Source organism: Dietzia sp. CH92, from assembly GCF_032248695.1.
Lineage (GTDB): Bacteria > Actinomycetota > Actinomycetes > Mycobacteriales > Mycobacteriaceae > Dietzia.
In genome coordinates this window covers 49,177-62,262 of record NZ_JAVHXC010000004.1, presented here as the reverse complement: position 1 = coordinate 62,262, position 13,086 = coordinate 49,177, and the positions used below count along the sequence as shown (strand labels likewise).

At 72.0% G+C, this 13,086-nt stretch carries 13 protein-coding genes; 9 read left to right on the top strand and 4 right to left on the bottom strand.

What is annotated here, in order from left to right; all coding sequences use genetic code 11:
- Nucleotides 1–53: 53 nt before the first annotated feature.
- Entirely contained in the window at nt 54–2,432 is a 2,379-nt protein-coding gene (locus tag RWK90_RS09620) for a transglycosylase domain-containing protein (protein ID WP_314037714.1), read from the bottom strand.
- A 265-nt stretch (nt 2,433–2,697) separates the two neighbouring features.
- On the opposite strand from RWK90_RS09620, the gene RWK90_RS09615 reads away from it, so the two are divergent.
- Nucleotides 2,698–3,075 carry a WhiB family transcriptional regulator gene (locus RWK90_RS09615; protein ID WP_314037223.1) on the top strand — a complete coding sequence of 126 codons (378 nt, stop codon included), beginning with the start codon at nt 2,698–2,700 and terminating at the stop codon, nt 3,073–3,075.
- A gap of 117 nt (nt 3,076–3,192) precedes the next feature.
- Here the strand turns inward: RWK90_RS09615 and RWK90_RS09610 are convergent, their stop codons facing one another.
- A complete protein-coding gene (locus RWK90_RS09610) occupies nt 3,193–4,302 on the bottom strand; it encodes an ArsA family ATPase (RefSeq protein ID WP_314037221.1) in 1,110 nt (369 codons plus the stop codon).
- A 1-nt stretch (nt 4,303) separates the two neighbouring features.
- Nucleotides 4,304–5,359: an ArsA-related P-loop ATPase gene (locus tag RWK90_RS09605; protein ID WP_314037219.1), complete on the bottom strand. Its 1,056-nt coding sequence runs from the start codon at nt 5,357–5,359 to the stop codon at nt 4,304–4,306.
- Nucleotides 5,360–5,425: 66 nt separating this feature from the next.
- On the opposite strand from RWK90_RS09605, the gene RWK90_RS09600 reads away from it, so the two are divergent.
- The 4 genes from RWK90_RS09600 to RWK90_RS09585 all read left to right on the top strand — a co-directional run bounded on the left by RWK90_RS09600 (nt 5,426) and on the right by RWK90_RS09585 (nt 8,228).
- Nucleotides 5,426–5,596: a hypothetical protein gene (locus tag RWK90_RS09600; RefSeq protein ID WP_314037217.1), complete on the top strand. Its 171-nt coding sequence runs from the start codon at nt 5,426–5,428 to the stop codon at nt 5,594–5,596.
- A complete protein-coding gene (locus tag RWK90_RS09595; RefSeq protein WP_314037215.1) occupies nt 5,596–6,075 on the top strand; it encodes a RidA family protein in 480 nt (159 codons plus the stop codon). The genes RWK90_RS09600 and RWK90_RS09595 overlap by 1 nt, the downstream gene beginning before the upstream one ends.
- A gap of 5 nt (nt 6,076–6,080) precedes the next feature.
- A complete protein-coding gene (locus RWK90_RS09590) occupies nt 6,081–6,941 on the top strand; it encodes an MBL fold metallo-hydrolase (RefSeq protein ID WP_314037212.1) in 861 nt (286 codons plus the stop codon).
- A gap of 300 nt (nt 6,942–7,241) precedes the next feature.
- Nucleotides 7,242–8,228 (top strand): hypothetical protein, encoded by a 987-nt coding sequence (locus tag RWK90_RS09585; protein ID WP_314037210.1) that lies wholly within the window; start codon nt 7,242–7,244, stop codon nt 8,226–8,228.
- 167 nt (nt 8,229–8,395) lie between these two features.
- Here RWK90_RS09585 and RWK90_RS09580 read toward each other — a convergent pair whose 3' ends face one another.
- Complete coding sequence (locus RWK90_RS09580) at nt 8,396–9,100, bottom strand: Crp/Fnr family transcriptional regulator (RefSeq protein ID WP_314037208.1); 705 nt, start codon at nt 9,098–9,100, stop codon at nt 8,396–8,398.
- Nucleotides 9,101–9,448: 348 nt separating this feature from the next.
- Between RWK90_RS09580 and nth the strand changes: the two genes are divergently transcribed.
- The 4 genes from nth to RWK90_RS09560 are packed head-to-tail and all read left to right on the top strand — an operon-like array spanning nt 9,449 to nt 13,081.
- A complete protein-coding gene (gene nth, locus RWK90_RS09575) occupies nt 9,449–10,240 on the top strand; it encodes an endonuclease III (protein WP_396230310.1) in 792 nt (263 codons plus the stop codon).
- The gene (locus RWK90_RS09570; RefSeq protein ID WP_314037204.1) at nt 10,237–10,929 is read left to right on the top strand and encodes a redoxin family protein; all 693 of its coding nucleotides are present in this window, start codon (nt 10,237–10,239) and stop codon (nt 10,927–10,929) included. The genes nth and RWK90_RS09570 overlap by 4 nt, the downstream gene beginning before the upstream one ends.
- Nucleotides 10,926–11,888, top strand: a complete 963-nt coding sequence (locus tag RWK90_RS09565; protein ID WP_314037202.1) for a CoA pyrophosphatase — start codon at nt 10,926–10,928, stop codon at nt 11,886–11,888. Before RWK90_RS09570 ends, RWK90_RS09565 begins: the two co-directional genes overlap by 4 nt.
- Nucleotides 11,885–13,081 (top strand): MarP family serine protease, encoded by a 1,197-nt coding sequence (locus RWK90_RS09560; protein WP_314037201.1) that lies wholly within the window; start codon nt 11,885–11,887, stop codon nt 13,079–13,081. The genes RWK90_RS09565 and RWK90_RS09560 overlap by 4 nt, the downstream gene beginning before the upstream one ends.
- Nucleotides 13,082–13,086: the final 5 nt, after the last annotated feature.

Below are 13,086 nucleotides of genomic sequence, written 5' to 3'. Positions count from 1 at the left end.
ACTACCGACGACCGCAGGGGACGCCGCCCCGCGCGAGGGCGCCGTGAGGGTCGCTACCGCGGCGGCGAGATGGTGATGGGTGCCAGGCCGGGGACGTTGATGACGAGGGGCTGGTCGCCGATCGCGGCGCCGGGCCCGGAGGCGCCCTGCCCCGGGGCGCCCGTCGTGCCGCCGCGATCGCCGGATCCGTCGGAGACGCGCAGGGTCACCTGCGAACCGGGGATGCCGGTGCCGCCGTCGAGCCCGATGACCGTGCCGTACGGGCGGCCGGTGCCGGAGACGAACTGGGTGTTGACGACGAAGCCCGCGTTGGTGAGCAGGGAGGTGGCGGCGGACTGGCTCATACCCTCGACGTCCGGGACCGACTCCCCGCTGGTCCCGGCCTCGTACGCGGGGTCGGGGGCGGGCAGCTGGACCGGACCGTAGACCTCGGCGATGGGGGAGAAGGCCGAGAACCAGGTCTGGGCGGGCTCGAGGCCGCCGAAGAGGTTGCCGTACGAACACTGCCGCAGCGGGCTGGTGCACAGCTCGGTGGTGGTGGTGCCGTCGTTGAAGGCGTAGACGGCCGCCGAGTAGTTGTTGGTGAACCCGAGGAACGCCGACGAGCGGTTGGCCTCGGTGGTACCGGTCTTGCCGGACACGGGCAGGTTCCAGCCCGCGCCCGCCGCGGCACCGGCGGCGGTGCCGGCGCCGACGGCGTCCTTGGACATGGCGACGGCGAGGGTGTTGGCGAGCCCCTCCTCGACCACCTGCTCGCACTGCGGCTCGTTCAGCTCGACGGGCTTGCCGGTGCGGTCGGTGATGGACTCGACGGGACTGGGCGGGCACCACACGCCTCCGGACGCGAGGGTGGCGCCGACGTTGGACAGCTCCAGCGCGTTGACGGCGGTGGGGCCGAGCGTGAACGAACCGAGGTTGTTCTTCTTGATGAACCCGCTGATCGAGTCGCCCCCGGCCGCGGTGCCCTTGCGCTCGTAGGAGCGCATGCCCAGGCGGACCGCCATGTCGACGGTCGGGGAGACCCCGACGTCCTTGATGAGGTTGACGAAGGTCGTGTTGGGCGACTGGGCGAGCGCGTCGGGGACGCGGAGCGAGGCGGGGTAGGAGCCGGCGTTCTCCACGCAGTACTGGCCGGCCGGGCACCCGGCCGCGCCGCCGGAGCCGAGGCCGGCCACCTGCACCCGGCGCGGGACCGGCAGGGAGGTGTTGGTGCCCATGCCCTTCTCCATCGCCGCCGCCACGGTGAAGACCTTGAACACCGAGCCCGCGCCGTCGCCCACCAGCGAGAACGGCTGCGGCTGGACGGTCTGGCTGTCGCCGAGTTCGAGCCCGTACTGCCGGCTCGACGCCATGGCGACGACCTTGTGGGCGTCCCTGCCCGGCCGGACGACGCTCATCACCTCGGCCACCCCCTGCGCGGTGGGGTTGCCGTAGGTGTCGACCGCGCGCTGGACGTTGTCCTGCACGGTGGGGTCGAGCGTGGTCCGGATCGTGTACCCGCCCTGTTCGACCATCTCGCGGCTGAGCCCGCTCTGGTCGAGGTACTGCATCACGTAGTCGCAGAAGAACCCGCTGTCCCCCGCGGTGATGCAGCCCCGGGGCAGCGAGTTCGCGCGGTCCAGCACCCCGAGGGGTTCGGCCATGTACCGCGCGCCCTCGGCGGCGGTGACGGCCCCCGTCTGGATCATGGTGTCGATCACCGTGTCGCGGCGCTGCCGCGTGTCCTCGGGGTTGGTGAACGGGTTGAAGCGGCTGGTCGACTGCACCATCCCGGCGAGCATCGCCGCCTGCGGGACGGTGAGGTCCGCGGCGTCGACGCCGAAGTAGGTCTGGGCGGCGACCTGGACCCCGAAGGCGCCGTTGCCGAACGAGACCAGGTTGAGGTACTTGGTGAGGATCTCGTCCTTGCTCAACTCCTTGTCCAGGGTGAGCGCCATCCGGATCTCTTTGATCTTGCGGGCGGGCGTGGTCTCGACGGCGGCGCGGCGTTCCGCGTCGTTCTCCGCGGAGACGAGGAACTGGTAGTTCTTCACCAGCTGCTGGTCGATGGTCGAGGCGCCCTGCTCGACCTCCCCGGAGGTGGCGTTGGTCAGGGCGGCGCGCACGGTGCCGCGCCAGTCCACGCCGCTGTGGTCGGCGAAGCGCCGGTCCTCGATCGCGATGATCGCCAGCTTCATGTTCGGTGAGATCTGCTCGCTGGGCACGATGACGCGCTGCTGGTCGTAGAGCCACGCGATGGGCTCGCCGGCGGCGTCGGTGACCGTGGAGATCGAGGGCAGGTCACCCTTGATGAGGTCCGCGGACGTCCCGGCCAGGGAGTCGGCCATCTTGTTGGACGCGAGTCCGGCTGCTCCGGCGATGGGGAACAGCGAGCCCGCCGCCACCACTCCGGCGGCCACACAGGTCGCGACCAGCTTTCCCAGCGAACTCATAGCCGACACGGGCCCAGAGTACGTGACGACCCCGTCGGCCCACCCCCTCGCAGAGGTTCCGCTGTCAACTCTTTACTTCTGTTGTGTGACTACGGTAACAATATGGGGGAACGCGGGACGTTTCGGACCGAAGCTGGTCGAACCCTCCGGCCCCGGTACGGGCGCACCGCGGACACAGTGGGTCCGCCGCGCCGGGCGGACCCAGAAGGCCGGAGGCGTGAGCGGGGAACCCGTCCACGCCTCCACACAGATTAGGGGTTTTTCGATGACGGCCACGCTTCCCGGGACCACCCGCACCTCCGGTAACGGGGTCCGCCCCGGTTCAAGCAATCCCCTCGGCTCCGAAGAGGTCATCATCGGGGAGGGGCGTCAGGAATGGGTCGCCCAGGCCCGGTGCAAGGACATCGACCCGGACGAGTTGTTCGTCCGCGGGGCCGCGCAGCGCAAGGCCGCCTCCATCTGCCGCCACTGCCCCGTGCTGCTGCAGTGCCGCGCCGACGCGCTGGACAACCGCGTCGAGTTCGGCGTGTGGGGCGGCATGACCGAGCGTCAGCGGCGGGCCCTTCTCAAGCAGCATCCCGAGGTGCGGTCCTGGGCCGACTTCTTCGCCCAGCAGATCGAGCGGCACACCGCCGTCTACTGAGCCCGTCGCGCGCCGGGTGATCCCGGCCGACGAGCGTCCACACCCTCCCCGACGTCCCGACGCGGTCCGCGGCCTCTCCGCCGCGGGCCGCGTTCGCCTTGTCGGCGACGGTGCGGATCAGCCGCAGAGCTGGTCGCCCACCGAGCGCAGCGCCTCGAGGTTGGAGATCTCGAACGGCAGGGACGGTACGCCGACGATCCGCACGTCGGGGTGGGTGTCGGTGAACGACTCGAGCAGCCGTAGTTCCTGCCTGGCCGTGCCGGCCCGGTCGGCGTGGATGCGCAGCACCGCCTCGGCCTCGGTGTTCTCGCCCGCCAGGCGGTCGGCGGCCGCGCAGGCCTGCTCGGCGCTGAGGTCGGTCAGGCGCGGGTGGGTGCGGTTCACGACGACGCCCGCGAGCGGCATGCCCTCCTCGGCGAGGCGCTCGGCGAAGTAGGCGGCCTCCCGCAGGGCGGGGCGTTCCGCGGAGGAGACCACGAGGAACTCGGTGCCCTTGCGGCGCAGGATCGCCTGGGTGCGGGCGGCGCGAGTGGTGAACCCGCCGAAGGTGGAGTCCAGTGCCACGACGACCTCGGAGGCGTCCTTGAGCATCGACGACCCCACCACGGCGGAGACACCGCGCATGGCGGTGCTCATCGCGCCGGAGACCAGGCGACCCACGCCGCGGCCGGGGGTCGACAGCAGGCGCATGAGACGGCTGTCGAGGAACGCGCCGAGGCGACGCGGGGCGTCGAGGAAGTCCAGGGCGTTGCGGGAGGGAGGGGTGTCGACGACGACGAGGTCCCACGCCGAGTCGTCGAGCAGCTGCCCGAGCTTCTCCATGGCCATGTACTCCTGGGTCCCCGCGAACGAGGTGACCATGGTCTTGTAGAAGCGGTTGTCGAGGATCGCGCGGGCGTTCTCGGGCGACGTGTTGGCCACGACGAGCTCGTCGAAGGTGCGACGCATGTCGAGCATCATCGCGTGCAGCGACCCGGCGTCGGCGGGGGTGTCCGGTCCCAGCCGGACGGGGGCGGGCTCGTTGGAGAGCTCGTCGATGCCGAGGGCCTGGGCGAGTCGGCGGGCGGGGTCGATCGTCAGCACGACCGTGTCGCGGCCGAGTTCGGCGGCCCGCAGCGCGACCGCGGCGGCGGTGGTGGTCTTGCCCACGCCGCCGGCGCCCGTGCACACCACCACCCGCGTCGCGGGGTCGGTGAGCATGGCCGTGATGTCGAGGCGACGTGTCATATCAGTGCACTCCCTGGTCGACGAGGGCGGAGGCGAGGTCGTACAGGTCGGCGACCTCCACGCCGTGGGGCAGGGCCGGCAGGACGAGGGTCGGGCAGGCGGCCGACGTGAGGGTCTCGCCCGCCCGGAGCTGACCGCGGGCGACGCGGGCGTGCTCGATCGCCTGGACGAGCAGGCCCTCGAAGCCCTCGTCGTCGACCTCCACCCCGGTCGCGTCGAGTCCGGTGCGCACGGCCTGGGCGTCGATGTCCTCGTCGGCGATCCGCGCCAGCGCCTCGTCGTCCAGGTGCCGCGTCTCGGCGCGGTTGATGAACACCTGCCCCATGCGCAGGCCGTGGCCCTTGAGCTCGTCGATCGCCTCGAGGGTCTCCTGCACGGGCAGCGACTCGAGCAGGGTCACCAGGTGCACGACCGTCCGCGGCGAGTGCACGAGCTCGGCGACGGCCTCGGCCTGCCGCCGGATGGGCCCGCCACCGCCGGCGAGGTCGGCCATCGCGGTGGTGACGTCGAGGAACTTGCCGATCCGGCCGGTCGGCGGTGCGTCCACGACCACCGCGTCGTAGACGGATTCCCGCTTGGCGTGTTCGCGCGTGACGACCTCGTAGATCTTGCCGGTGAGCAGGACATCCTTCAATCCGGGCGCGATGGTGGTGGCGAACTCGATGGCGCCCACCGACTTCATCACCTTGCCCACCACGCCGAGGCGGTAGAAGGTGTCGAGGTAGTCGAGCATCGCCGCCTCGATGTCGATCGCCAGCGCGTACACCTTGCCGCCCCCGTCGACGCGGGCGACGAGTTCCTCGCTGTAGGGCAGCGGTTCACGGTCGAAGGTCCGGGCGATGCCCTGACGCTCCTCGACCTCCACCAGCAGCACGCGTTTGCCGGTCGAGGCCAGGGCCAGGGCGAGGGACGTGGCGACGGTGGTCTTACCGGTCCCGCCCTTCCCGGAGACGTAGTGCAGGTCGGCGCGCGTCGAGCTCTCGGACCACCCCGTGGACAGCGCATCGGCGATGGTCGCCCGCGTCGACGGCGTTCCCTGACTTGTCGTGGACGGCATGGCCTCCACCCTAAGCGCTCGCACCACCGCGCGCGGGACGCTCCTGACTTACCTAGAGTGGGGTCCATGAGCGAATCCACCGGAGCAGACCGGTTCGAATACGTCACCGTGCCGTTGCTGACGCACGCCACCAAGCAGATCCTCGACCAGTGGGGTGGCGACGGATGGGAGCTGGTCTCCGTGCTGCCCGGCCCCACGGGCGAGCAGCATGTCGCCTACATGAAGCGTCGGCTCTGATGACGGAGCCGGAGCCCACCGGCTACTGGAGCCGCAAGCTCGAGCAGCTCGGTGTGGAGCTGCCGACGGTCGTCCCGCCGGTCGCGAACTACGTCCCCGCCGTGCGGGCCGGCACGTTCGTCTACACCTCGGGCCAGCTGCCCATGGTCGACGGTGCGTTGGCCGCCACGGGCAAGGTGGACTCCGAGGTCAGCCCGGAGCAGGCCGCGGACCTGGCGCGCACGTGTGCGCTCAACGCGCTGGCGGCCGTCGACGCGCTCGTCGGTATCGACGCCGTGGTGCGGGTCGTCAAGGTCGTCGGGTTCGTCGCCTCCGCGCCCGGGTTCAACGGCCAGCCCGCGGTGATTAACGGTGCGTCCGACGTGCTCGGCGAGATCTTCGGCGACGCCGGGGTGCACGCCCGTTCGGCCGTCGGCGTGTCGGAGCTGCCGCTCGACGCGCCGGTCGAGGTCGAGCTCATCGTCGAGGTCGAGGTCTAGCAGCGGTGTCCGCCGGCCTGACCCCGATCAGTTTCCCCGCCTACGAGACGCTCCGGCCCGTCACGGAGCTGTCCGGGGTCATCCTCTGCGACAACCCCTCGGAAATGACCTTCGAGGGGACCAACACGGTCGTGCTGAGGGCGCCGGGGTCGCCCACCTGTGTGGTGGTGGATCCCGGGCCCGACGACCGCGCGCACGCCGAGCGGATCGCGGCGATCGTGGGGGAGATCGAGCTCGTCGTCGTCACCCATCGCCACGGCGACCACACCGACGGCATCGATCACCTGCGCGCCTTCACCTCCGCCCCGGTCCGGGCCGTGGAGGAACGGTTCTGCCGCGACGCCGCACCGTTGGTGACCGGGGGTGACGACGACGAGGTGATCCACGCCGCCGGACTGGACATCACCGTGCTGGGCACCCCGGGGCACACGGCCGACTCGGTCAGTCTCGAGGTGCGGCCCGCAGGCGCCGGGTTCACCGCCCGGCCCGACTGCGTGGTCCTCGGGGACACGATCCTCGGCAGGGATTCGACCGTGCTCGACTCGACCGACGGCGATCTCGGCGACTACCTCGGCAGCATGGACCTGCTCGCCGCGCGGGCCGACGGCGTGATCGGCATCCCCGGCCACGGGCCCGACGTCGAGAACACCGGCCGCGCCGCGCAGGTCCTCGGGCAGCACCGGCGCGATCGGCTCGAACAGATCGTGGCCGCCCGGGCCGAGCTGGGCCGCGATGCCTCCGCCGAGGCGATCACGCAGCACATCTACCGCGACGTGACGCCGTTCCTGCTGAAGGTGGCCGAGCAGTCGACCGAGGTGGCGCTGCGCTACCTCGACCGCCTCGACCGCCCTGACGCGGACGCCTGAGCCGGGACGGCGCCGGCCCCGGCCGGCCCGCCCTGACCAGCCCCGCCCCGCCCCGCCCTGCCCAGCCCCGCACAGCCCGAATCCGCTACTCCCGCTCGGGATCCGCTACCCGCACAGGAGTAGCGGATCCCGAGCGGGAGTAGCGGATCTCGGTGGGGGGCGGGGTCGTAGGCCCAGCCGTGGGATCCGGACCGGTCATGACGACGGGGTTCTCCACAGGGGCCGTGCGCCTCCACAAGCAGCCTGCCCGCGAGGCCCTGAACCACCGGGGTGTGCCGGCACCGGCGGGATGATCCCGGCATGAGCACCTCGAAACCCGCCGAGAACCGCCCCGCCCGCCTGTCGACGTACGCCGATCTGGCGCGCGGAGGGTTGACCCACGACGACATCGCGCGACTGATCGCGAGTGGCGAGCTCAGACGCGTCCGCACCGGGGTCTACGCCCACGCAGCGGATGAGGGCGCGGGCGGCGGGCGGCCCGGCGAGCCGACCTACGAAAGACGTCGTCGGTTATTCGTCGAACGCACGGTGGCCGCAGCACACACCGTGGAGGCGGGGACCGTCTTCTCGCACGCCTCAGCACTCGCCCTGCACGGTCTGCCGCTCCACGGGTTGGATCTCGAGCGTCCCACCGCCACGCGTCACCGCGCGGGCGGGGGGAGCCGCCGCAGCTCCGCGCTCACCGTTGCCAACCTGCCGCTCGACGGGGTGGTGCAGATGCTCGACGGGATCCCCGTGACCGCACCGGCCCGGTCGATCATCGACGTGGCACGGACGGCCGGCCTGGAGAGCGGGGTGTGCGCGGCGGACCAGGCGATCCGTCGTGGACTGTGCACGCGGCGCGACCTGCAGGCGGAGGCGGACGCCGCGAAGGGCAGGACGGGCGTGGCCCGGGCGCGGGCCCTACCCGAGCGGACCTCCGGATTGTCCGAGTCGGTGCTCGAGACGCTGATTCGGCTCATCGTGGTCATGGCGGGGCTGCCGGAACCTGAGCTGCAGGTGCGGCTGGAGGTACGCGGCGGGAGCAGATTCAGGGTGGACTTCTACTGGCCGCGGTGGCGCCTGGTCGGAGAGGCGGACGGCTTCGGCAAGTACGGAACCGGACCGGACGAGATCCGCGAGAACTGGGTGGCCGAGCGGCGCCGCCAAGCCCAACTGGAGGAGGCCGGGTACGTCGTGATCCGGTGGACGTGGGCGGATCTCGAGGACCCGGGCCGTATCGTCCGGCGCGTCCGCGAGGAGATGCGACGGCAGGAACGGCTCGGCCTGGGCCCGGCCGCCGCCTGAACCAGGAAATCCGCTACTCCGCCTCCGGATCCGCTACGCCCACTGGGGTAGCGGATCCGGAGGGAGAGTAGCGGATTTGGGGAGGTGCTGGACGGGGGAGCGGACTCGGGGAGCTCGGCGCGGGGAGGTGCTGGACGGGGCGGTTGAGTCGCGGAGTCCGGCCGGCGTCAGCGGGCGCGGCGGGCCAGGCGCTCGGTGTCCGAGATGATGACGCTCTTGCCCTCGAGCCGCAGCCAGCCACGGTGCGCGAACTCGGCCAGCGCCTTGTTGACCGTCTCGCGGGAGGCGCCGACGAGCTGGGCGATCTCCTCCTGCGTGAGGTCGTGCGTCACGCGGATGTTGCCGCCCTCCTGCGTGCCGAAGCGCTGGGCCAGCTGCAGCAGGGCCTTGGCGACGCGACCGGGCACGTCGGTGAAGATCAGGTCGGCCAGGTTGTTGTTGGTGCGGCGCAGGCGGCGGGCCAGCACGCGGAGCAGCTGGTCGGAGATCTCGGGCCGCTCGGCGATCCACCGCTTGAGCGCGGACCGGTCCATGGCCTGGACGGTGACGTCGGTGACGCACACGGCCGACGAGGTCCGCGGGCCCGGGTCGAAGATCGACAGCTCGCCGAACATGTCCGACGGACCGAGGATGGACAGCAGGTTCTCGCGACCGTCGGGCGCCTTGCGGGACAGCTTCACCTTGCCGGAGGTGACGATGTACAGGCTGTCGCCCTGCTCGCCCTCACGGATGATCACGTCACCCTTCGAGTACTCCTCACGGGTCAGATCGTCACGCAGAGCGGAGACGGCGGACGGCTCCACACCCTGGAAGATTCCGGCTCTGGTGAGGACGTCGTCGGCAGACTGGTCCGTGCGGCGATCAATCGTCACAGTCTGTGACCCTCCGTTCGGGGCGGGGACATGCTCGTCCGCGCCATGGCGTGCGTGTGGCGAAAGCCACTGTAGTCGTTCACGCGTCGAGGTGGGGTCGACGCGCGGTCAGCGGGTTGGTTCAGGTGTCGATCTGTTCCGGCTCCGCCAGGATGGCGTTCTCGAATCGGTCCATGAGAAGCGCGAACCCGGCCAGGAGGACCGGCACCAGGACGACGAGGATTCCCTGCATGCCACGATTATCCACCGTCGTGCGTGCGCGCGCACACGAGCCCGCCGTGGTGGTGCACCCGCCCCCACCCGGAGCGGTTGGAGTGCGGTGTCCGCGGGTAGCCGTAATGTGGACTCATGCCCGACCCCGCTCCAGCCGTGACGCGCCGCAGACGAGGGGTGGCCGCGAGGGGGGTGGAAACCGACCTCGGGCGCACCCGCCGCGCCAGGCGCATGCTGCGCACCCTCGAGACGGCGTTCCCGCACGTCTACTGCGAGCTCGACTTCAGCAACCCCCTCGAACTCTCCGTCGCGACGATCCTGTCGGCGCAGTGCACGGACAAACGCGTGAACGAGGTCACCCCGGCGCTGTTCGCCCGCTACAGGACGGCCGCGGACTACGCGGGGTCCGACCGCGCTGAGCTGGAGGAGTTCATCCGCCCCACGGGCTTCTACCGCAACAAGGCGCGGAGCATCCAGGGCCTCGGGGCGGCCCTGGTGGAGAGGTTCGACGGCGAGGTGCCCCCGCGGCTCGAGGACCTGGTCACCCTCCCGGGATTCGGGCGGAAGACGGCGAACGTCGTGCTCGGCAACGCCTTCGGGGTGCCGGGGCTGCCCGTCGACACCCACTTCATCCGCCTGGTCAACCGGTGGAGGTGGACCGAGGCCACCGACGCGGTCCGCATCGAGCGGGAGGTCTCCCAGATGATCCCGCGCGCCGGCTGGACCGACGCCAGCCACCGGATCATCTTCCACGGCCGCCGGGTGTGCCACGCGCGGACCGCGGCCTGCGGGGCGTGCGTCCTGGCCGACGACTGCCCGTCCGCGGGGGAGGCCGGCCCGCTCGACCCGGTCGCGGCCGCGCGCCTCGTGGCGGGACCCGAGCGCGAACACCTGCTCCAGCTGGTGGGACTGGGGGATCTCGCGTGAGCGCGTCAACCCGGTGGTCGCTCGTCGCCCTCGTGGCGTTGGTCGGCGTCGTCGTCGCCCTCCTCTCCACCTTCGGGGACTCGGGCGACGGTTCCGGCGATCCCACCGCTGCCCCCGGCGCGCCCCCCGCCGGGGCCCCCGGCGCGCCCCCCGTGGGCGGCCCGGCCGCCGACGAGCCGCACACGGTCGTGGACGCCGACACCCGCGCCACCGCCGACCTGCCCGCCTGCCGCGACAGCGCCGCACCCGCCACCACCTCCGGGCCCGTCGCCGGCCTCATGGTCCGGTGCATGGACGACGGCTCCACCACCACGCTCGGCAAGATCCAGGCCGGCAAGCCCATGGTCGTCAACATGTGGGCCTACTGGTGCGAACCGTGCCGGCGCGAACTCCCCGCGATCCGCGACGCGGCCGCCACGCTCGGCGACGACGTGCGGGTGGTCATCTCCCACACCGACCCGTCCGAGACCAAGGGCTTCGACACCCTCGCCGCGCTCGGCATCGACGAACTCGTCTCGGTCTCCGACCACGACGAGGAGCTGCCCACCGTCCTCGGCGCCCCGCCCGTGCTGCCGCTCACGCTGTTCGTGCGCCCCGACGGCACGGTCGCCCACGTGCTGGTGCAGCCCATGGACAGCGAACAGGACGTGCTGGACGCCGTCGCCGAACACCTGGGGGTGACCGCGTGAGCCCGACCGCGCACGACCCGGCGGACCGGCCCGTGCCACGCCCCGGTGACATCACCGGGGTGCCGCATCCCGGGTGGATGGACCCGCTGATGTCGGCGTGCACGGACGGCAGCTTCGACGGGCTCCTGCCCCAGCGCAAGCCGCCCGCCCACCGCGGACCAGACGAGGCCGGTCGACCGCACCGCGACGCCGCCGTGCTGGTGCTACTCTCCGGCTCGCCCGACGCCCCCGGGCCGCAGCCGCCCGAGGACGCCCGCGTGCTGCTCACCCACCGCGCGCCGACCCTGCGCAACCACTCCGGGCAGATCTCCTTCCCCGGCGGCGGGGTCGACGACACCGACAGCGGGCCCGTCGAGGCCGCTCTGCGCGAGGCGTGGGAGGAGACCGGCCTGGACCCGGCCGGCGTAGACGTCCTGGCGGTGCTGCCGGAGCTGTACATCCCCGTGTCGAACTACTCGGTCGCGCCCGTCCTGGGGTACTGGCGTGAGCCGATGGAGGTCGGCGTGGTGGACCCGGGCGAGACCGCGCGTGTGATGACCGTGCCGGTCAGCGAACTGCTCGACCCCGCCAACCGCTTCCTGCTGCGGCACACCACCGGCTGGACCGGTCCCGCGTTCCAGCACGACGATCTGGTGGTGTGGGGCTTCACCGCCGGAATCCTCGCCGCGATGTTCCACTCCGCCGGCTGGGATCTGGAATGGGACACCACCGACATCCGTGACCTCGAGAAGACCCTGGCGGCCTCCGGCAACGGCGAACAGCACCGCATGTCGGCCGAGGAGGCCCGCCGCGAGTCCGCTGATCCGCTGGCCGACCGCACCGTCGCCGGCGTGCCCGGACTGAGCGCCGGAGCCGGCACCGCCGAGCCCGCGGACACCCGTGACGCCGGTGACGCGGCACCCGACGGCGAGGAGCCCCTCGACCTGCCCGCCGACAATCCGCGGAGGGGGCTTCGGTGACGGGGTCGCAGTGGCTCGACCTCGCCCTGTTCGCCCTGGCCGCCGCCGCTGCGATCTCCGGCTGGATCAACGGCGCCGCCGCCTCCGGGTTCGCCCTCCTCGGCGTGGGGATCGGCGCGACCTCCGGGTTGCTGGTGGCTCCACACCTGGTGCGCGAGGTCGACGAGCCCCTGGGCCGCCTGGTGGCCGGACTGGCGATCATCGCCGTGATGGTCATCATCGGGCAGGTCGCCGGGGTGACGATCGGTCGGGCCGCCCGGCGCTACATCTCCGGCACCGGCGCGAGGCTTCTCGACAGCACCCTGGGCGCGGTGTTCCAGTCCGCCGCCATGCTGCTGGTGGCATGGCTGGTCGCCGTGCCCATCGCCGCCCAGGAGGGCCCCGGGCCCGGCAAGGCGGTGCGGGGCTCGACGGTGCTGGCCAAGATCGACGACGTCGCACCCGAGCAGCTGCAGCGCATCCCGGCGGCGTTCACCCAGGTCCTCGGCACGACCGGGTTCCCGGACATCCTCGGCCCGTTCGGCACCACCCCGCTCCAGGAGGTCCCGCCGCCCGACCCGGTGCTGGCGGGGTCGGAGGTCGTGGCGCGGGTGAAGCCGTCGGTGCTGAAGATCCGCGGCCGCGCCGAGTCGTGTAGTCGGGCCCTGGAGGGCTCCGGCTTCGTGGCCGCCCCGGGCCTGGTCATGACCAACGCGCACGTGGTGGCCGGCACCGGCTCGGTCACCGTGGTCGCCGGCGACGGCGAACTCGACGCCGAGGTCGTGGTCTACGACTCCTCGGTGGACGTGGCAGTGTTGCGCGTGCCCGGGCTGCAGGCGCCGGTCCTGCCCTTCGCCGAGAACCGCGCCCGTACCGGCGACGACGCGATCGTCGTGGGCTATCCCGGCAACGGTCCCTACCGGCCGGACGCGGCCCGGATCCGCGAGCGGGTGACCCTGCGCGGACCCGACATCTACCGTCAGCAGACCGTGGAGCGCGAGGTCTACATCCTGCGGGGCAGCGTCCGCGAGGGGAACTCCGGCGGCCCGCTGATCACACCCGACGGGAAGGTCGTGGGCGTGGTGTTCGGTGCCGCGATGGACGCCGCCGACACGGGTTACGCGCTCACCGTCGAGCAGGTCCTGCCGCAGCTGCAGGCGGCGGTCGACGCGCCGGGCGCGGTGCCGACCGGCCCCTGCGTCGGCGTCCGCTGACCGGA

Excerpts from the sequence above, each read along its gene's own strand:
- RWK90_RS09615 (WP_314037223.1), top strand. The coding sequence starts at position 2,698 with ATGACGGCCACGCTTCCCGGGACCACCCGCACCTCCGGTAACGGGGTC.
- RWK90_RS09585 (WP_314037210.1), top strand. The coding sequence starts at position 7,242 with ATGAGCACCTCGAAACCCGCCGAGAACCGCCCCGCCCGCCTGTCGACG.
- RWK90_RS09610 (WP_314037221.1), bottom strand. The coding sequence starts at position 4,302 with ATGACACGTCGCCTCGACATCACGGCCATGCTCACCGACCCCGCGACG.
- nth (WP_396230310.1), top strand. The coding sequence starts at position 9,449 with ATGCCCGACCCCGCTCCAGCCGTGACGCGCCGCAGACGAGGGGTGGCC.
- RWK90_RS09600 (WP_314037217.1), top strand. The coding sequence starts at position 5,426 with ATGAGCGAATCCACCGGAGCAGACCGGTTCGAATACGTCACCGTGCCG.
- RWK90_RS09620 (WP_314037714.1), bottom strand. The coding sequence starts at position 2,432 with ATGAGTTCGCTGGGAAAGCTGGTCGCGACCTGTGTGGCCGCCGGAGTG.
- RWK90_RS09605 (WP_314037219.1), bottom strand. The coding sequence starts at position 5,359 with ATGCCGTCCACGACAAGTCAGGGAACGCCGTCGACGCGGGCGACCATC.
- RWK90_RS09595 (WP_314037215.1), top strand. The coding sequence starts at position 5,596 with ATGACGGAGCCGGAGCCCACCGGCTACTGGAGCCGCAAGCTCGAGCAG.